Origin of the sequence: Candidatus Methanosphaera massiliense, from assembly GCF_028890305.1 — an archaeon.
Classification (GTDB): Archaea; Methanobacteriota; Methanobacteria; order Methanobacteriales; family Methanobacteriaceae; genus Methanosphaera; species Methanosphaera massiliense.
Window position 1 is genome coordinate 922,850 of sequence record NZ_JARBXM010000001.1, and the last position, 19,881, is coordinate 942,730.

Sequence of the window (19,881 nt, forward strand, 5' to 3'; positions counted from 1 at the left end):
ATTGGAGATAAAATGAGATGATGATTGAATTATTAATAAGTATAATAATAGGATCAACAATTATTGGTATAGGTGTTCATTTCATACCTGTAGGTGGTGCACCAGCTGCACTATCAACAACTGCTGGTATACCTACAGGAGCTCCAATGATAACAATTGGAATGGGAATCACAGGAATATTAGCTGCTACAAGTGTTATTGGACAACCAGAATATATTATTATCATGTCTGGTGCAATAGGTTCCATGATAATGATGGCAGTAACTATGCTATTTTCTAACATGATACATGTTTATGGTGTGGGAGTTCCACCAGCATCAGCCAACTTTGAAAAAGATCCAATCACAGGTTTCCAGCAAGAGCCGTATGTTAGTCCAGGTACAACAGGTCATGGAATACCAACAATATCATTCGTAAGTGGTTTGATTGGTTCATTTCTAGGTGGTGTCGGTGGTTCACTTGCATTTTGGGCAATATATAATGAATTAAATTTAAAACAAGTATATTCAACAATGGCATGTGGATCAGTATCAGCTATTTTAGCAATAATGTTATTCTTTGTTATTGCTGTTGTAGCATCATATAATATTGGTGGTACTATTCAGGGATTTTATGATAAGAAATTCAAATCAAAAATAATATCAGGTACTATTTCATGTTTTATCATGTCTATTATATTAGCAGTAGTATATGCATTGATTTTAGGGGGTCTGTAGATGGCTGATGATTTAATTCCACATCAGATTATAACACTAGTATCACTTGCCGGTGGTTTAATATGTATCTATGCAAGCAATATCTCATCAATTGGGGGTATTTTCTCAATCATAGCTACAATATTGGGTGTTGTTTATGGAACAAATACACTCAGACATGTGGGTAAGTATAGTTTAGGTACTGGAGTACCTTCTATTGTTTACATGTTAACTGCATGTGGTCTAATAAGTTCTATTGTAGGTATTTCATTATCCCTGTTTGTAGATCAGTCAATGCTATTTCCAATAATTAGCGTAGTAATTGCTGGATTAATTGGTTTATCAATCTCATTAATATGTAAATACGTATTTAATATACAGGTTGAAATATTATCAAAATCTTTCATGTCTATTGCTATTGCTACTACAATCACTATAATGGCAATGTCAACACTAGTATTATCTTCTTCAGACGCTAATATGATATACCACTATGTTATAGAAAATGGGTTAATAATATTGTTTATGATTATAACAGTAATGGCTATACAAAATCCGTATAATTCATGCATGGGACCAAATGAAGACCAATATAGAACATTATCTCTAGCAATAGCTAATGCATTTTTAATGTTGATGGTTATTTCAATTATAAGTGTGGTTAGTAATGGTTATTGGTATGTTTATCTAGTGATATCACTTATCGGATGGATTATAAGTATTAGAAAATACTTCCAATACACTAAACAACAAGCAGCATCAGTAAGATGGTATGGATTATGGCCTAAAAATGATGAGGAGGAATTTTAATGGTTGATAACTCAAAAGTTATAATTGATGATGACCTTGTTATGGATGTTAATACTGGAGTCATTGGGTCTAAATCAAGTATAAAATCAGAGGGAGTATCATTTCCAATAGATGATGTTATATCTGAAATCGATAGATTAGAAAGTGCAATAGATGATTTGGAATCCTCCTTAGATTCTAGGACAACATCTAATTTATCAGAAAATAATAGGAATGGAGTATATAGAAAAGCAGGATTATTAACAAATGTGGTTATAGGAGTAATAATTGCATTGATAATATTAATATTAATAGTCTAATATAGGAGGAAAGTACTTTGGTAGAAGATATGGAAGTTGTACAAGGTTGGCCTCTAGAAACTGGAGATTATGATGTTGGTGATTCTAGTAGTCCAGTAGCAGTTGTATCATTGGGTTCAAAAATGAATGAAGAACTTGTAAATGCTGGAGCTGCTATTGCAGGACCATTACATACAGAAAATCTAGGAATAGAAAAATTTGTTGCAAATGTTATTTCTAATTCAAATATTCGTTATGTTGTGATATGTGGTTCAGAAGTACAGGGTCATATAACTGGTAAAACTGTTGAGGCTTTATATGAAAATGGTATTGATTCTGATAAGAAATCTATCATAGGTTCACCTGGAGCAATACCTTTTGTGGAAAATTTATCTGTTGAAGCAGTAGAGCGATTTCAAAGACAAGTGTCTCTTATCAGTATGATAGATAATGAGAATTTAGATGAAATATCTGCTAAGATACAGGAATGTATAGATGAAGATCCTGAAGTTTTTCCTGAGGAACCGATGGTTGTTGAGTTAAGTGAATCTGAGGAAGATGAAGAAATAGAAGAGGATGAAGTTGAATATAGTTCTCAGGGAACAGGTAATGTTGATTCATCAGCTTTAAGATTACTTGAAATAGAAGACCGTATAAGGTTAATGAATAATGAAGTTAAGGAAATTGGCAGTCTTGAGAAAATAAATTCAGGGTATTATGCAGGAAAAATAGAGGGTATAGTTCTTGGTTTTATATTAACCTTAATCCTTCTAATTGTAATAATGATAGGTTGGGTTTAATATGAAAAAGACAATGAACAATATTGGTGAATTGGTAGATTCAATAGAGTATAGAGCCCAGTTAATTGGAAGAAACCAAAGATTAATTAGTGGTGTGGAGAGTACTCGTATAAGTGGTATATTAATTGGATTTATATGTACATTAATCATTGTAGGTATACCTATATTATACTATAGTGGGGGCTTTTAATGTCTGATAATATAAAAGAAGATCTTGAACAAATTAATGAACGTTTAGATAAGTTAGAGGAAAGACTAGAAGAGTCTCATGGTGAATTTTCTCAGAAAACTGGAAAAAGTATTGGAAGAGATATAGGATTTTTATATGGTATAATAATAGCACTAATTGTAGTGATTATATTAATGAAACTCACAATAATTTAGGGTAAAAGACTTAGAAGTAATTATTTAAAAAGGAGCATTTTCATGTTTAAATTTGAACAAAAACAAGAAGTATTTGATGTTTATGGTGTAAAGATAGGTGGACAGCCTGGTGAATATCCAACTGTATTAGCAGGTACAATTTTTTATGCTGGTCATAATATTATATCTGATGAGAATAAGGGAATTTTTGACAAGGATAAGGCAGAAACTCTATTAAATACTATGGATGAAATGACAGATTTAACAGGAAATCCTAATATAGTACAAATATTCGGAGCAACACCTGAAGCTTTACTTAAATATATAGATTTTGTAACATCAATATCTGACGCACCATTTCTTATAGATTCAACATCAGCAGATGCAAGAATAGCCGGAGCAAAACATGTAACAGAATCAGGATTAGCAGAAAGAACCATATATAACTCTATAAACATGTCCATAGACACGGAAGAAATCGAAGCAATAACAAACTCAGACATAACCTCATCAATAATACTAGGATTTAATCCAACTCAACCAGGTGTTGAAGGAAAAATAGAATTATGGGACAATGGAGCAGGTATTCTAGAAAAAGGATTACTGGAAATAGCTGATGATTGTGGTATATTCAAACCTTTAATGGATGTTGCAGTAACACCTCTAGGACAAGGAGGAGGAAGTGCAATAAAAGCAACAATAAATGAGAAAAGTAAATGGGGTTATCCTGCTGGTAGTGGAGTACATAATGTACCATCAGCATGGGATTGGATTAAAAAATATAAAAAGGAATATCCTGAAGTATGGCCTGTATGTGATGTAGGAGCTAACATTGTCCAGCAAATGGCTGGTGGAGACTTTGTATTATTCGGTCCAATAGAAAATACTAGAAAAGCATTCACAGCATGTGCAATGACAGACATGTTTATAGCTGAGGCTAACGAGGCAATAGGCATTAATCCAATAGATTCACATCCATATAAAAATTTATTATGATACTATGACACTAGATAAAGTTACAATACCTAGAATATCACCTAACGATATAAAGGACCAATTCTTCACAGTTTTATCAGTAGAACTAGGAAATACAACTATTAAGTCTATAATTATGACTACAAATATTAAAACTAATAAGAATTATCAGTTGAATAAGATGGTACGTTTAACTAGGGATATAAGACTGCCATCACCATCAGAGGAAATATTCGGTCATACAATATGGGATAAACCGTTATCAAAAGAAGCTATAGAAGAAGCAATATCAAGCATAATTCTTGATTCATTAGCTGAAATCAATTTATCTGTAAGTGATTTGGACTTTGTAGTTAGATCAACAGGTGTTGTTGCTATTTCTGGTTTATCTAGTGAAGTAGGATCTATTATCAAAGCATTATCCGATGGTTGTTTGAAGGCAGGAGTTAAACCTGCACAAATGACTGCCCCATTTTCTATAAATAATATTCCAAAACATATACGTAAATTCTCATTTTTTAATAATATACAGTTTGATGGATCAGTTGTCAGTGTATCTTCACCAGAATCAATAGGCAGAGTCGCTAATGAGATGGAGGGGGAATTAGTTACAGCTGGTTTAAAGCTTGCTAGTAAAGGTTCTGTGATAGATTATCGTAATCCTGTGATATCTGTGGATATGGGGACTACTCTTGCCGGACAAGTGATTGATAATCATAAACCTTATGCAAGTTTAACCTGTAATTATGTTGGACTGGCTGGCGGTATCTCTGATATTATTTTGAGAGATTGTGAAATTATAGAAGATAATCATTCAACAATTGACTTAACATTTACTGAAAATAATAATGGATATGATGAGGTATTGTTACATGAAAATACTCTTAAATTACATGAATATATTGATATCATGGAAGTTCCTCCGGAAGTTAATGAATTTGGTTCTGTTGCTGTAGATTCCACGAAGATAAAACAATCAAAAATCAAAGTTATAGGTTCAAGAATTAATAATACCGAAAAATTAGTAGATACATTTAATAACATAATAGAAAACTTTGATAACAATCAGGTCATGTTACAAATAGATGATATGTATGCATTTTTAATAAAACGGTTAATGGATAAAACTAATGAATTAAATCTCATAAAACAAGATACAACACTAGGAATAACTGGAAGAGCAGGAATAACAGGATATAAACCTTATTTCATAGAACAATATTTGAAAGAAGATTTTGATAATATTTTATTTGCACAGGACGGATTAGCATTAGGTGCATTAATGATGGCAAGATGTATGAATTCCTTAGGTACGCCATCTAATCCAGTAGGCGGATCTAGAAGGGGCATGTGTATAATGCAGCAAAGAATTAAAAATAATAAAATAAGAAAATTCTGATAGAACTTAATGTTGTTAGTATTGTTGGCTAACAGCCATTCCTTCTAATCTTTTTATTCTATCAGCTGTACTTGGATGAGTTGAAAATAATTTCTGTAATGCACCACCTATATTAGTAAGTGGATTTATTATAAACATATGTGCATCTGTTGATTTAGCATCAGTCATAGGCATATTAATATTAGCAAATTCTAGTTTTCTAAGTGCCTCTGCTAAAGCATGAGGATTACCACATATCTGGGCACCAGTTGCATCAGCCTTGTATTCACGTGATCTGCTAATAGATAACTGTATTAATGTTGCAGCTATCGGACCAAGAATTGCTATTAATAATGATCCTAAAATACTACCTGCATCATCATCGATTGCGAAAAATACTGCATATCTTCCCCAGTCAGCAATAGCTACAATCATACCTGCAAGGGTTGCTGCCACAGAACTTATTAGAATATCTCTGTTTTTTATATGTCCTAGTTCGTGTGATAATACTCCACGTAACTCGTCTTCGTTTAGTATTTGAAGAAGGGCTGTTGTAACTGCTACTGCTGCGTGACTTTGATTACGTCCTGTTGCAAAAGCATTAGGAGTATTAGACTCGATTATTGCTACTCTTGGTTTTTTAATGCCTGCCTGATTTGATAGTTCACCAATGATTCTATGAAGATTTGGTGCTTCTTGCTCTGACACAATACGTGCATTATATGAGGATAATGCAATTTTATCAGAATAGAAATATGATACGAAATTCATAATAATTGCAAATATAAATCCTATGAAGATACCAAAACTACCTAAGCTAAAAATACTTCCGATAGCTCCACAGACTACTACAAGTATTGCAGACATTATTCCTAATAATAATGCTGTTTTCAGATTTTCTAACATTTTTATTTCTGTCCTTAATTATTTTTTTGTATTTACTTCAAACTCTTAAAAATTTATAAGTGTTCCTATATATAGTTTTTTAAATCATCATATTAATATTATATATAATATTCTATTTTTCCAATTAAACGGTCTTATTAATTTTATATTAAGTAGGAATAAATATAATATTAAATAAACTTGGAAGTATAACATGACAACGGCGTTAGTAATGGCTGGTGGAAAAGGCAGTAGAATGGATTCCGATTGTGAGAAACCTATGATTAAAGTTAAGGGTAAGCCAATGGTTACACATGTATTAGATGCTTTAACAAGTTCTAAATATATAGATAAAATTATTGTAGCTGTGAGTCCTAACACTCCTTTCACTGAGAAATATCTGGAAGATTTCCCAGTTATAATAATAAAAACTAAAGGTAATGGATATGTGGAAGATTTGTCAGATATTCTTTCTGACAGAAAATATGTTGAGGAAGATGAAGTTGTAATGACTCTTGTAGCAGATTTACCTTTTATAACTTCAGAACATATAGACGACGTGTTAGATCATTATTATGATAGGGATAAACCTGCTATGTGTGTTTCAGTACCAGCAAATTTATTTGATAAGTATAATTTAACTCCAACATTAGTCTTTGAGGGATTAGTACCTACAGGTGTTAATGTAGTGTTAGCTAATACTAAGGAACAAGATCAAACAATCTATATATCAAATAGTGTAGAATTAGCTTTTAATGTTAATACACTTGATGATTTAGATATCTCTAATCATCATGCTAAGAAGGAGTAAGTTATTATATTAATAAGTTATATATAGTTTTAAAAATAAAGATATTAGTAATTATTATTACCAATAGGTAACTTGTTAAAATACGTTTAGGTGGACATAATGGCAAAAGAAAGGGAATTAATAAAAGGCGAAGAAAAATTATGGGCAGATATCAGAGGATATCAAGTTGCAACAAGTAGTGCACGTATTCTAGGAGAACTAGAAGAATTAACTATCGATGAAAAAACTGGTAAAATTACAGATATTATCATAAAAACAGACAGTGAAAGAAATGTTAATGTTAAAGGTGCTAAACGTAATGGCGACTTGTTAATTGTTCCATTTGGTAAAGTTGAAAAAGTCGGTGAATTTATTATTATCTCTGGATAATAACACTATGGGAAAAGAATAATCTATTTGAGGGTTATTTTTTCTTTTTTTTATTATATATTAGAGCTATTTTATATACGAAATTTCTTATCTATTTTTTATCATATTAACTTAAAGAATTGTTTATTATTTTTTTCATGTAAATATTAATGTAAAATTAGTTAATCTATTTTTTTTTAAATAATAAAAAAAGAGGGAGGTTAATTATTTTTAGGATTACATTCCTTCCATACTCATATCCATGAGTTTTTTGGTTTCTTGAGCTAATTTATCTGGTAATCCTTTAATATCAATATCAAGGAATCCTCTTACAATCATTGATGCAGCTTCATCTTCTGTTAATCCTCTAGCCATTAGATATTGGATTTCATCTTCAGCTATTTTACCTACAGCAGCTTCGTGTGATAATTCCATGTTTGTAGATTCTCCTCTTAGTTCAGGTACTGAATATATTTTTGAGTCATCAGATAATATTAATCCCATACATTCAAGGTGTCCCCGTACATCTGGTGATTTACCTAATAAATCTCCTCTGGTGTATATTGTAGAGTTATCTTCAGATATTGCTCTTGTAATCATTTCTGATTGGGAGTTTTCTCCAGATAATACTGTTCTGGATCCTTGGTCAATTAATGAATCTTCTTTTCCTGCTAATATTGATTGGAAGAATACTTTACAGTTTTTACCATTTGCGTATGCTGTTGGGTATGCTTGTAAGTTTCTTACTGGATGTGCTAGTATGTAGTTTGAGATGTATGTACTGTTATCATCCATTATAACTCCAGTTCTTGGTCTTACATCTACTTCTTTTGCCCAGTTGTGTACCATGGTGAATGTTACTTTTGCTCCTTTTTTAAGGTAGAATTCTGATACACCTATGTGTGCTGCATTGTCTACGTGTGTTGCTGTTGAACAGCCTGTGATGATATTTATTTCAGAATTTTCTTCAGCAATAATTATGTTGTGTGCAGTTTGTCTTACTTCATCATCACCAATATACATACATGCTTGTATAGGTATGTCTAATTTAGTGTTAGGTTCACTTCTTATGAAGTATCCACTTCTTGCACCTAACTCTGTTGTAGCAGTATATTTATCTGCATCTACCTGTACTGCTTTCCACATGTAATCTTTTAACCAGTCATATTTATCCAGTGCTTGTGCTGTTCCCATTACTTCTACACCAGGGAACATGTTATTTACAAATATTTCTGATTGGTCCATTTGTAGGAATGATGCTGCTCTTCCTTTTTCATCAGTTTCCATTCCAACACTGTTTAATGTTTTTTGGTCATCTTTGGTTAAATCTTCTAATGAATCGATGTGGTCGTATTGTCCTACATCTGCTGCTTCAAATTCATCTAAATCTACATCAGCACCAACGGATGCTTTTTTGTCTATTGCTTTTTCTGCTCTGTCTTTAAATGAAACCATTTTATGCATCTCCAAATCCTGATTTTCTAACGTCGTTCATAATATCTGTAGGATTACCTGTTCTTGTAATTTTACCATCTATTAATATATGTGCGTGTGTTGCATTCACATATTTTAATATGTATCCCAGGTGAGTAATGAGTAATCCACTTTTCTTGGTATTAGGGTCATCTTGTCCAAGAAGTGTACCTATTTCTTTTGAAATCAATTCAACATTTTCTATGTCTACTCCAGAATCAGGTTCATCGAACATGATGAAATCAGGTTTTTGTGCTAATAATTGTAATAATTCAGATCTTTTTACTTCTCCACCAGAGAATCCTAAATTAACATCTCTTTCAAGGAAAGTTTCATTTAATTTTAATCTTTTTCCTAATTCAACTACTTCATTGGTTAATTCATCATCATTTTTGTATTCGTGGTCTTTGTCTTCTATTTTTAGTAAATCTTTTAGTTTTACTCCATGAATTGCTGGTGGATTTTGGAAGGTTACACCTAAACCTAATTTGATTCTTTCGTGGGTTTCCATATTTGTTATGTCTTGTCCTTTGTATATTATTTTACCATTCGTGACTTCATATTTTGGAAATCCAAGTATTGTCATAAATAGTGTACTTTTTCCAGCTCCATTTGGGCCGAGTAGTACGTGTCTTTCACCTTCGTTTATCTCCAGGTTTACTCCTTTTAATATTTGCTTTCCTTCTACTTCTACTTCTAAATCTTTTATTTCGAGTAGCATTTAATCACCCTGTTTTTAAATTATAAAAAGTATTATTGTGATATCCTAAGTTTTATATTTTTTTATCAATTATTACTTTCTCTTTCTTTTATTTATTATAATTATCGTGTGTTATATAACAGTGTTATGCTTATTAAGTAATATAACAACGTTATTTTTAATCTGGAGGAATAAAATAGGATTGAATAATATTCGTACAGTTTCTATTTTGAAATTTATTAAGTATTGTAATTATATAATAATTAATCATCTTTAATTTAAATATTATTTCATATTCAATCAATAATACTTTAAAGTAATAATCATTTTGTAAATAGTATTAATATATTTATTAATTAGGTTAACCTAAATTTTTCAATGTTTTCATTAAAAAAATCAAAATTAAAAAAAACTTATAAGCAACGTTTTAAGACGAAATATAATTTAAACAACGATTTTTTACAACAAGAATTATACTGAAAAATCATGATAATAACACAAAAAATTCAATCATCATATTTAAACTTTACGGTATACTCTATAAAATAACCTTTATAATAATAGTTAAAGTCATATAATATTGTACATTATTTTAGTTTGTACATTTTTTTAAATTGTACTAAATTAATAGTACAATGAACACGTGTTTAATATTAATTATAATGTCTAATCTTAGATTATAATGAGTAGATTATTTTTAAAATAAAAAAAATATTTTAAAATAATCATGTTTTTTTAATAGGAGGAAAAAAAATGGCTAATGACGATATTAAAATAATCGTTTTCAGTTGTAACTGGTGCTGCTACGGTGGAGCAGACACTGCAGGAACTTCAAGGATGCAATACCCACCTAACATAAGAATGATCAGAGTAATGTGCTCTGGTAGAATAGAACCTCAATTTATTCTAAAAGCTCTAAGAGAAGGAGCAGATGGAGTATTCGTAGGAGGATGTCACATGGGAGACTGCCACTACGATGCAGGTAACTACAAATTCGATAGAAGAATGAGATTAGTTTACAGATTATTAGATGAACTCGGAATTGAAAAAGAAAGAGTACAACACGACTGGATTTCAGCATCTGAAGGTGAAAAATTTGCTTCCACAATCAGAAGAGTAACTGCTGAAATAGAAGAATTAGGTCCATCACCACTCAAAGCTCAAATAGAACAGGAGGCATAATCACATGGCAGAAAAGAAAAAAATAGGAACAATGTGGCTAGGCGGATGTTCTGGATGTCACATAGCTTTAACTGATTTACACGAACTATTATTAGATGTTCTCGATGTTGCAGAATTCGAATTTTCACCAGTATTAATGGATACAAAATACGATGAAATTCCACACATGGACATTTGTCTTATAGAAGGTGGAATCCGTAACGATGAAAACAGAGAACTCGCAGAAGTATTAAGAGAAAAATCTGACATGATTGTTGCTTACGGTACCTGTGCTGAATTCGGAGGAATTCCAGGATTAGGTAACTTATATGACAATGACGAGTTAACAGAAGAAGCATACATAAACTCTGAATCTACAGTAAACCCAGATAAAATCATACCTAATGAATCTGTACCACACCTAGAAAGCAGAGTAAGACCATTATCTGAAGCAATCAAAGTAGATGCAGCATTACCAGGATGCCCACCAAAATCTGATGTAATTGCACAAGTATTAATTTCATTAGTAAAAGGTGAACCAGTAGAAATTCCTGATAACAACCTTTGTGATGTATGTGAAAGAGAAAAACCACCTACGGGAATGGCTATGGATACCATCAAAAGACCATGGGAAGTTGGACCAACCGACAAAGACATGTGTCTAGTACCACAAGGTATCATATGTTTAGGTCCAGCAACACGTCCATTATGTGGAGCACAATGTCCAGCAGTAGATACACCATGCCGTGGATGTTATGGACCTACAGACAAAGTATATGATGCAGGAGCAAAAATGATAAGTGCTATCTCATCTGACTTTGGTGTAGAAAACGATAAAGATGTAGATCCTGAAGAAGTTGCTGAACAAGTAGAAGATATAGTAGGAACTTTCTATACTTACACATTACCAGCAGCATTAATCCCTTTAAAAGTCAAAAAATAGATGGAATAGGAGGATAAATAAATATGGTAGAATTAACATTAGAACCAGTTACAAGAATAGAAGGTCACGCAAAAATTACAGTAGACCTTGACGAAGAAGGAAATGTAAAAGATACAAAATTACACGTAATGGAATTCAGAGGATTCGAAAAATTCCTACAAGGAAGACCAATCGAAGAAGTTCCAAGAATCGTACCAAGAATCTGTGGTATTTGTGATGTACAACACCACTTAGCAGCAGCTAAAGCATGTGACCAAGTATTTGGATTCAATGATGATGAGATATATCCAGCAGCTTACAAAATGAGAGAAATCATGAATTGGGCTTCTGTAATGCACTCACACACATTAAGTTTCTACTTCTTATCTGCACCTGACTTCATAGGTGGAAAAGATAGAAAAACCAGAAATGTATTCCAAATCATTAAAGATAAACCTGAATTAGCTAAAAAAGCTTTAGAACTAAGAAGAAACTCACAAGATATCGTAGCTGCTGTCGGTGGAAGACCAATTCACCAAGTATCCAACACACCTGGTGGAATTACCACTGAATTAACAGACGAAGAACAAAAAGACAACTTAGTAAAAGCACAAAGAGCTCTCGAACTTTCATTAGACACATGGGATGTAGCACAAGGTATTTTCGAAGAAAATATGGACTTAATCAAAACATTAGGTAATGTTGAAACATACCACTGTGGATTAGTAGACAAAAAAGATGGAAGTTGGGAAATGTACAATGGTAATGTAAGAATGTGCGATAAAGAAGGAGAAAAATACGCAGAATTCGGTTCAGAAGATTACCAAGACTACATGGCTGAAGGTGTAAAACCATACTCCTGGTTAAAATTCCCATACATAAAAGATATAGGATACCCTGAAGGTATATACAGAGTAGCTCCTCTATCAAGAATCAACGTATGTACAAAAATGCCTGACCCAGCTGAAAGAGCACAAGACTACTTAAAAGAATTCAGAAGCAACTTCGGTTACGCTCAAGAACCATTATTATTCCACCCAGCAAGACTCATAGAATTAGTTGCATCAGCAGAATTAGCTGTTGACGGCTTAGAAGGAGACTTAAGTGGACAAAAACGTCCTGAAGCAATAGACCGTGATCAAATCACAGGTAAAGGTATTGGTATTGTTGAAGCATCAAGAGGTACTTTAACCCACCACTACGAAACTGATGAAAACGGTTTAGTAACCAAAGCAAACATTGTAGTAGCTACAGTACAAAACAACCCTGCAATGGAAATGGGTATTCAACAAGTAGCTAAAAACTACATAAAACCTGGAGTAGAAGTTGACGATAAAATCTTCAACTTAATGGAAATGGTTATTCGTGCATACGACCCATGTCTATCCTGTGCTACTCACCAATTAGATACCCAAATGAGATTATCTACTGTAGAAGTATATGATCACATGGGTAACTTAGTAAAAAAAGTCTAAGTATGTAATCTAAAAATACAGTCTTCATTGAAGAGTGTAGTTAAAGTTTAGGATAGGTCCTCCTATTCTATACTTTCAAATATTGATTAGTTTATTTTAAACTAATAGGGTATTGTATTTAATATATTGTTTGTTGCATCTTTGAACAAATTATGACTAAAATAATATAAAATCGGAACATACTTCATTGGTTTTTATCAATGAAGTTATCTTATTTTTTTTAATCAATTTTTTTAGAATTTCTTTATAGAATTAGTATTTTTCTTTTTTTATTAGTTATATTGATGAATTTTCTATTTTTAAAAAAAAAGAATTATTTTTAGATCTTATAAGTATAAGGTCTAATCCGTTAATTATAGTTTTATAGATATTTGAACACTTTAATCTTTACTTTTTTTGGAGTTTTTTTTATATTCGAATTGGGTTTTTTTTGGGGGAGGGTATGTGTAGAATTACTTTAGTAATGTAGAATATTATAAAAAATCATACTATTTTATATTTTTTTATTACTTTCTACAATTATTATTTTATACATACGATGATAAATACTTTTTGATTAAAAAGTATTACTTTTTATCATTTTTAGGATTTAATATTCATAATTTTGTTAATATTGTATAATTGGGGTTTGTTTTTATCGAAATATATTCCAGTAATTGTATTTATTCCAAGTTTTACATTTTCTTCCATATCATTATTACCATTTGTCGCATATTTTAGTTTTAAATTGGTTTTTGGAAGGATTATGCGGAGTAGAGATATTATCTTTTTTAAATATTGCTGTGAATATTGGGGATTATATTCCCTTGGTGAATCATAGAATGGATCATAACCTTTGATTTCTATAGATGTAGGTTTAATTTTCATAAATATTTTAAAAATTCGATAAAGGTCTATATGTGTTTCACCAATATTGATTGGAAATTCATAAGTTATGTCTTTGATTGAATTATCATTAATTATTTGTGATAGTTTATATGAAATCTTATCGAATTCTTCATGATTACTATGAGTATAATAGTTCTTAGTAAGTAATGAATAATCGATAATTAGAGAATCAACGTCAAAACATGAAATTAACTTATAATCATTCCAGTTAGTTATATTTACATTAATGTCTATATCATACTGATCAAGAGTATTCATAACAATTTTTAGTATATCTTCATCAAGAGTATTAGTAAAATAACAATTAATTGCATGAATATCATATTGATTTATATCACGTAGTCTGTATTCTAAAATATTTTTAATATATAATGGATTATATTCACGTCTTGATTCAGGTGTTCTGTAACCACATGTAGGACAGTTATCCTTAACTCTGTAAATATTAGGAAAATATAAGTTAGTTTCAAATTGAGTCTTTTCATTAAATATTTCTTGTATTTTTCTTGCATTCTCAAATAATTCATTTAAACTATCATTATCCTCACAATTGACGATGTTTTTTATGTCATCACATGTAAAATTCATATTTTTTGTATTATTTATACTATTTTTTTCCATTTTATTTTATCTCCTCTTTATTTGGCTTTTAATTGTTTTATTTTTTATTTATGATGATTTGAATAATATAAAATAATCAATCGTGATTAATATAAAGTATCTTCGTTTTATTTTTTTTATAAAAAAAATTATCATGATTTATTGGTAAGGTTTTATTCTATAAAATTTAGAAATATTTATATTGTATTCTAATTATATAATTCAATTGTAAGAATATTTATTACAAATTAGTATGAATTACAAAAATATTCATAAGTAATGATATCTTTTGTATTACTCATAATGACGTATTAAACGGTTAATTAAATACATCCTAAAATCATACAATTTGTAAAATATACAATTGGAGTGTTGTATGATATAACGCTAAGTTATTAGGAGTATTTTTTCTTTGTATGAATATTTGAGCACAATAATTATGGAAATGTATTTTTAGATAAACAGTTGGAGGGATAGATTTCATTTGTTTAAGTTAAATAATTAACTGAATTCTTTTTCACATAGACATTATAAATTTGATGTTAAAGATAAAAAACACGTGGATATAATCTTGTTTCATTAAAATATTTCTACCAACTAAGTATTTTATTGAATCATAACAAGAATTATAGTGAAAAGAAGAGCAATATGAAAGTATAAACCCGGAATGAATAATAATAAGTTCATTTCTTAATAAATTTAATTTAAGAGGTGTACATATAAATGCCAACATATGACGATAAAATAGATTTGTATGGGGTAGACGGAAAACTTTTAGAAGAACAAGTACCTCTAGAAGCAATTAGTCCTCTAGTAAACCCAACTATAAAAAACATTATAGAAGAAATTAAGCGTTCTGTTGCAGTAAACTTAGCAGGTATTGAAAAATCCTTAGCAAACGGAGCATACGGTGGAAAAGCTAACTTTATTCCAGGAAGAGAATTAGATTTAGCAATTGTAGACAACGCAGATGCAATTGCTGACAAAATGGAAAAAATCTTAAAAGTTAACGACGATGACGATCTTAACATAAAATTATTAAACGACGGAAAACAAGCATTAGTACAAATTCCATCAGAAAGATTAGCAGTATCCGGTGACTACTCCGTAGCACCATTAGCAACAGGAGCAGCTTTAATCCAAGCTATACTCGATACATTTGATATAAACAAATATCAAGCTTCAGAAATAAAAACAGCAGCTATGGGTGGATATCCACATAACGTAAAATTAGGTGGAGCATTAACAACATTATTAGGACAAACAACTCACCTTGAAGGTTTAGGTTACAGTCTAAGAAACATTGGTGCAAACCACGTAGTAGCAATCACAAAGAAAAATACTCTTAACGCAGTAGCTTTATCATCAATCCTTGAACAAACTGCAACATTCGAAATGGGTGACGCAATCGGTGCATTCGAAAGAAGCCACTTATTAGGATTAGCATACCAAGGATTAAACGCAAACAACATAGTTTATGACTTAGTAAAAGAAAACGGTAAAGCAACACTCGGTGACGTAGTAATTTCATTATTATCCAGAGCATCCGATGATGGAATAATCAAAGTAAAAGAAACATTACCATCAGGATATAAATTATACGAACCAGTTGATTGGGCATTATGGAACGCATATGCAGCAGCAGGTCAAATTGCAGCAGTTATTGTTAACGTAGGTGCAGCAAGAGCAGCTCAAGGTGTAGCATCATCTATATTATACTACAACGATATCTTAGAATACGAAGCAGGTTTACCAGGAGTAGACTTTGGTAGAGTAATGGGTACTGGTGTAGGTATGAGTTTCTTCTCACACGGTATTTACGGTGGTGGAGGACCAGGTATCTTCAATGGTAACCACGTAGTAACAAGACACAGTAAAGGTTACGCTATACCATGTAACGCAGCAGCAATGTCCTTAGATGCAGGTACACAGATGTTCTCTGTAGAAGCTACATCAGGATTAGTTGGAGAAGTATACAGTAGTGTAGACAATTTAAGAGAACCAGTAAAATATGTTGCTGAAGGAGCACATGAAGTAAAAGATAAAATCTAGATAGGAAGTTAAATAATGTCAACAGACGTAGATGAAACAGAATTAAAAGTAATAAAAGCAAGTGATGTAAAAATATTCCCAGATAGAATTCTCAAACCAGAAACAACTGAAAAGATATTAAATCAAATCATGGAGTTAGATGGTATATTGAGAGTTTTAATAAATGGTGAATCACTACCTACAGTAGTAGCTTATGGTCCAGCTAAAGGAGCAAAAGTTAATCATACAGATAGGAAAACCATCCATGTTAAAGGTAATGATGTTCCATTAAAAGTATCTGTTGGTGAAATTATTTTAACAGTCCAATTAGAATTTCTAGACGATTTTGTAGAACAGGTAAACTCTATTTTAGAAGATACCCTAGATTTTGGTTTCCAAGTATCAACAGGTATATTCACTAAAACCACAACATCAGTTTCAGATTACATGAAATATGGAAAAGGTTTTGAAGACAAAATAGACTCAAGATTAATTGGATTAGTAGATCCAAATGCAAAATCATCAGAAACTATAAGATATATCAGGTGATTGTAAATGGCATATGACGTACAATTTTATCCTGGAGAAAGTGTTATTGCAGAAAACCGTAAGAAACACATGAATCCAGATTACGAACTTAAAAAACTAAGAAATATTGCAGATGACGATATAGTAAAACTCTTAAGTCACAGAAACCCAGGAGAAGGTTACAAAACAGTACACCCACCTCTTGATGAAATGGACTTTGAAGAAGACGCTATGAAAGACTTCGTAGAACCAATCGACGGAGCAAAAAAAGGAATCCGTATAAGATACATACAATTCGCAGATTCAATGTATAATGCACCTGCTCAACCATACGACAGAGCAAGATCATACTTAAGAAGATTCAGAGGAGTAGATACAGGTACACTTTCAGGAAGACAAGTAGTTGAAATGAGAGAATCTGACTTAGAAGAAACCTCCAAAATATTACTAGAATCCGAATTCTTCGATGCAGCAAAAACAGGTTTAAGAGGAGCAACAGTACACGGACACTCCCTAAGACTTGACGAAAACGGATTAATGTTCGACGCATTACAAAGATACGTATATGATGAAGAAACTGGCCACGTAATATACGTAAAAGATCAAGTAGGAGTAGAACTTGACGAACCTGTAGACGTTGGAGAACCATTACCAGAAGACGAACTTAAGAAGATCACAACCATATACAGATACGACAACGTAAGTCTAAGAGACGACCCAGAAGTTATCAAAGTTGTTGAAGAAATACACTTCGCAAGAACTGAAGGTGGATATGGTTTAGATGTATTCAATAAAGATTTACAAAGTAAATTAGGTGGTAACTAATGGATAATGAGAAAAAATTATTCTTAAAGGCTTTACAAGAAAAATTTGATGAAGACCCTAAAGATGAAAAAACTAAATATTACTGCTACGGTGGATGGGAACAATCCGCAAGAAAAAGAGAATTTAATGAAGAAGCTAAAAAAGCTATGGAAGCTCGTGGAGGACTACCATTTTACAACCCAGACATTGGTGTACCTCTCGGACAGAGAAAATTAATGGCATACCAAGTATCTGGTACAGACACATACGTAGAAGGAGACGACCTTCACTTCTGTAACAACTCAGCTATTCAACAATTAGTAGACGATATTAAAAGAACTGTAATTGTTGGTATGGATACAGCTCACGGTGTACTAGAACAAAGGTTAGGTGTAGAAGTAACTCCTGAAACAATCAACGAATACTTAGAAACAATCAACCACGCACTCCCTGGAGGAGCAGTTGTACAAGAACACATGGTAGAAGTTGACCCTGGATTAGTAGTAGATTCCTACGCAAAAATCTTCACCGGTGACGATGATTTATTAGATCAATTAGACCAAAGATTTGTTATAGACATCAACAAAGAGTTCCCTGAAGAACAAGCAGAAATGCTCAAAAAATACATAGGTAAGAAAACTTACCAAGTAAGTAGAGTACCTACATTAGTAGTACGTGCTTGTGACGGAGGTACAACCTCAAGATGGTCTGCTATGCAAATCGGTATGAGTTTCATTTCTGCATACAAATTATGTGCAGGAGAAGCAGCTATTGCTGATTTCTCATACGCAGCAAAACACGCAGACGTAATCTCAATGGCTACCGCAATGCCTTCAAGAAGAGCAAGAGGACCAAACGAACCAGGAGGAGTAACCTTCGGTGCATTCTCTGATATGGTACAAACCAGCAGAGTATCTGATGACCCTGCAGAAGTAACATTAGAAGTTATTGGTGGAGCAGCACCATTATACGACCAAGTATGGTTAGGTTCATACATGTCTGGTGGTGTAGGATTCACACAATATGCTACTGCAGCATACACAGATGAAATCTTAGACGACTTCATATACTACGGTAAAGACTACGTAGACAACAAATACGGATTATGTCAAGCTGAAGCTAATTCCGATGTTGTAAGAGACATCGCTAGTGAAGTAACATTATACGGATTAGAACAATACGAAATCCCTGCAGCATTAGAAGACCACTTCGGTGGATCACAGAGAGCAGCAGTTCTCGCAGCAGGTGCAGGTTGTTCAGTAGCATTCGCAACTGCTAACTCTAACGCAGGTGTAAACGGATGGTACTTAAGTCAATTATTACATAAAGAAGGACACAGCAGATTAGGATTCTACGGTTACGACTTACAAGATCAATGTGGATCATCCAACTCACTCTCCATAAGAAGTGACGAAGGACTTATTCACGAATTAAGAGGTCCTAACTACCCTAACTACGCAATGAACGTAGGTCACCAACCTGAATACGCAGGTATTGCTGAAGCTCCACACGCAGCTAGAGGAGACGCATTTGCACTTAACCCTCTCATAAAAGTTGCATTTGCAGATAAAAACTTACTCTTCGACTGGACTCACCCAAGAAAATGCATTGCTAAAGGTGCAGTAAGAGAGTTCATGCCTAGTGGAGAACGTGACTTAATCAACCCTGCTTTATAAATTAGCGGATATTAAACTAATAGGGTAAGTTTATATATTATGTTAAACAAATATACAAACTGAAGTTTTCCAAGTAAACTTTAAAGTATAAATATATTTTAATAATAGTTAGGAGTGTACGTAAGTGAGGTACGACCTGTATTACTGAGGTAAACAAGGTACGACCCGCATTACTACATACTAAACTATTAGTACTTTTTACTAGGAAATATCTAAAGGACTAAGTTGCTTGAAAAACTAGAACCCTATTTATTTCCTTTATTTTTTACTTTGTTTTTTC

Annotated in this window: 21 protein-coding genes; 17 read left to right on the forward strand and 4 right to left on the reverse strand. The window is 32.2% G+C overall.

All coding sequences use genetic code 11. From position 1 onward, the window contains the following. The first annotated feature begins 17 nt into the window (after positions 1 to 17). The 8 genes from mtrD to OTK55_RS04470 are packed head-to-tail and all read left to right on the forward strand — an operon-like array spanning position 18 to position 5,320. Positions 18 to 716 carry a tetrahydromethanopterin S-methyltransferase subunit D gene (gene mtrD / locus OTK55_RS04435; protein ID WP_407652420.1) on the forward strand — a complete coding sequence of 233 codons (699 nt, stop codon included), beginning with the start codon at positions 18 to 20 and terminating at the stop codon, positions 714 to 716. Beyond that, positions 717 to 1,505: a tetrahydromethanopterin S-methyltransferase subunit MtrC gene (gene mtrC / locus OTK55_RS04440; protein WP_274870845.1), complete on the forward strand. Its 789-nt coding sequence runs from the start codon at positions 717 to 719 to the stop codon at positions 1,503 to 1,505. It begins immediately after the preceding gene. Beyond that, positions 1,505 to 1,804 (forward strand): tetrahydromethanopterin S-methyltransferase subunit MtrB, encoded by a 300-nt coding sequence (gene mtrB, locus OTK55_RS04445; protein ID WP_274870846.1) that lies wholly within the window; start codon positions 1,505 to 1,507, stop codon positions 1,802 to 1,804. The genes mtrC and mtrB overlap by 1 nt, the downstream gene beginning before the upstream one ends. Before the next feature lie 17 nt (positions 1,805 to 1,821). After that, positions 1,822 to 2,583, forward strand: coding sequence for a tetrahydromethanopterin S-methyltransferase subunit A (mtrA, locus tag OTK55_RS04450; protein ID WP_407652421.1), 762 nt, complete (start codon positions 1,822 to 1,824; stop codon positions 2,581 to 2,583). Position 2,584: 1 nt separating this feature from the next. Then, the gene (locus OTK55_RS04455) at positions 2,585 to 2,773 is read left to right on the forward strand and encodes a tetrahydromethanopterin S-methyltransferase subunit F (protein ID WP_274870847.1); all 189 of its coding nucleotides are present in this window, start codon (positions 2,585 to 2,587) and stop codon (positions 2,771 to 2,773) included. Beyond that, on the forward strand, positions 2,773 to 2,967 hold the full coding sequence (gene mtrG, locus OTK55_RS04460; RefSeq protein WP_274870848.1) for a tetrahydromethanopterin S-methyltransferase subunit MtrG: 195 nt from the start codon (positions 2,773 to 2,775) through the stop codon (positions 2,965 to 2,967). The genes OTK55_RS04455 and mtrG overlap by 1 nt, the downstream gene beginning before the upstream one ends. Positions 2,968 to 3,009: 42 nt before the next feature. Next, positions 3,010 to 3,942: a tetrahydromethanopterin S-methyltransferase subunit H gene (mtrH, locus tag OTK55_RS04465; RefSeq protein ID WP_274870849.1), complete on the forward strand. Its 933-nt coding sequence runs from the start codon at positions 3,010 to 3,012 to the stop codon at positions 3,940 to 3,942. Positions 3,943 to 3,946: 4 nt separating this feature from the next. Then, positions 3,947 to 5,320: a methanogenesis marker 14 protein gene (locus tag OTK55_RS04470; protein WP_274870850.1), complete on the forward strand. Its 1,374-nt coding sequence runs from the start codon at positions 3,947 to 3,949 to the stop codon at positions 5,318 to 5,320. Between the two features lie 15 nt (positions 5,321 to 5,335). On the opposite strand, the gene OTK55_RS04475 is transcribed toward OTK55_RS04470, so the two are convergent. After that, complete coding sequence (locus tag OTK55_RS04475; protein WP_274870852.1) at positions 5,336 to 6,205, reverse strand: zinc metalloprotease HtpX; 870 nt, start codon at positions 6,203 to 6,205, stop codon at positions 5,336 to 5,338. 193 nt (positions 6,206 to 6,398) lie between these two features. On the opposite strand from OTK55_RS04475, the gene OTK55_RS04480 reads away from it, so the two are divergent. Together OTK55_RS04480 and OTK55_RS04485 are read left to right on the forward strand one after the other, a co-directional pair. Further along, on the forward strand, positions 6,399 to 6,995 hold the full coding sequence (locus OTK55_RS04480) for an NTP transferase domain-containing protein (protein WP_274870853.1): 597 nt from the start codon (positions 6,399 to 6,401) through the stop codon (positions 6,993 to 6,995). Positions 6,996 to 7,094: 99 nt separating this feature from the next. Then, positions 7,095 to 7,364 (forward strand): PRC-barrel domain-containing protein, encoded by a 270-nt coding sequence (locus OTK55_RS04485; RefSeq protein ID WP_274870854.1) that lies wholly within the window; start codon positions 7,095 to 7,097, stop codon positions 7,362 to 7,364. 216 nt (positions 7,365 to 7,580) lie between these two features. Here OTK55_RS04485 and OTK55_RS04490 read toward each other — a convergent pair whose 3' ends face one another. Then, positions 7,581 to 8,798: a SufB/SufD family protein gene (locus tag OTK55_RS04490; protein ID WP_274870856.1), complete on the reverse strand. Its 1,218-nt coding sequence runs from the start codon at positions 8,796 to 8,798 to the stop codon at positions 7,581 to 7,583. Between the two features lies 1 nt (position 8,799). Then, positions 8,800 to 9,537: a Fe-S cluster assembly ATPase SufC gene (gene sufC, locus OTK55_RS04495; protein ID WP_274870858.1), complete on the reverse strand. Its 738-nt coding sequence runs from the start codon at positions 9,535 to 9,537 to the stop codon at positions 8,800 to 8,802. 732 nt (positions 9,538 to 10,269) lie between these two features. On the opposite strand from sufC, the gene OTK55_RS04500 reads away from it, so the two are divergent. Genes OTK55_RS04500 through OTK55_RS04510 form a run of 3 tightly spaced genes read left to right on the forward strand, consistent with a single transcriptional unit; the run spans position 10,270 to position 13,074 of the window. Further along, entirely contained in the window at positions 10,270 to 10,698 is a 429-nt protein-coding gene (locus OTK55_RS04500) for a hydrogenase iron-sulfur subunit (RefSeq protein ID WP_274870859.1), read from the forward strand. A gap of 4 nt (positions 10,699 to 10,702) precedes the next feature. Further along, positions 10,703 to 11,620: an NADH-quinone oxidoreductase subunit B family protein gene (locus tag OTK55_RS04505; protein WP_274870860.1), complete on the forward strand. Its 918-nt coding sequence runs from the start codon at positions 10,703 to 10,705 to the stop codon at positions 11,618 to 11,620. Positions 11,621 to 11,643: 23 nt separating this feature from the next. Then, a complete protein-coding gene (locus OTK55_RS04510) occupies positions 11,644 to 13,074 on the forward strand; it encodes a Ni/Fe hydrogenase subunit alpha (RefSeq protein ID WP_274870862.1) in 1,431 nt (476 codons plus the stop codon). Between the two features lie 582 nt (positions 13,075 to 13,656). Here the strand turns inward: OTK55_RS04510 and OTK55_RS04515 are convergent. Continuing rightward, a complete protein-coding gene (locus OTK55_RS04515) occupies positions 13,657 to 14,583 on the reverse strand; it encodes a hypothetical protein (protein ID WP_274870863.1) in 927 nt (308 codons plus the stop codon). A 702-nt stretch (positions 14,584 to 15,285) separates the two neighbouring features. Between OTK55_RS04515 and mcrB the strand changes: the two genes are divergently transcribed. From mcrB to mcrA, 4 genes are read left to right on the forward strand one after another with little or no spacing between them, the layout of a single operon-like run. Continuing rightward, positions 15,286 to 16,614 carry a coenzyme-B sulfoethylthiotransferase subunit beta gene (gene mcrB, locus OTK55_RS04520; RefSeq protein WP_274870864.1) on the forward strand — a complete coding sequence of 443 codons (1,329 nt, stop codon included), beginning with the start codon at positions 15,286 to 15,288 and terminating at the stop codon, positions 16,612 to 16,614. 15 nt (positions 16,615 to 16,629) lie between these two features. Beyond that, positions 16,630 to 17,142 carry a methyl-coenzyme M reductase operon protein D gene (gene mcrD, locus OTK55_RS04525; protein WP_274870865.1) on the forward strand — a complete coding sequence of 171 codons (513 nt, stop codon included), beginning with the start codon at positions 16,630 to 16,632 and terminating at the stop codon, positions 17,140 to 17,142. A 6-nt stretch (positions 17,143 to 17,148) separates the two neighbouring features. Continuing rightward, the gene (mcrG, locus tag OTK55_RS04530) at positions 17,149 to 17,946 is read left to right on the forward strand and encodes a coenzyme-B sulfoethylthiotransferase subunit gamma (RefSeq protein ID WP_274870867.1); all 798 of its coding nucleotides are present in this window, start codon (positions 17,149 to 17,151) and stop codon (positions 17,944 to 17,946) included. Beyond that, complete coding sequence (gene mcrA / locus OTK55_RS04535; RefSeq protein WP_274870868.1) at positions 17,946 to 19,601, forward strand: coenzyme-B sulfoethylthiotransferase subunit alpha; 1,656 nt, start codon at positions 17,946 to 17,948, stop codon at positions 19,599 to 19,601. The genes mcrG and mcrA overlap by 1 nt, the downstream gene beginning before the upstream one ends. The last annotated feature ends 280 nt before the right edge of the window (positions 19,602 to 19,881 follow it).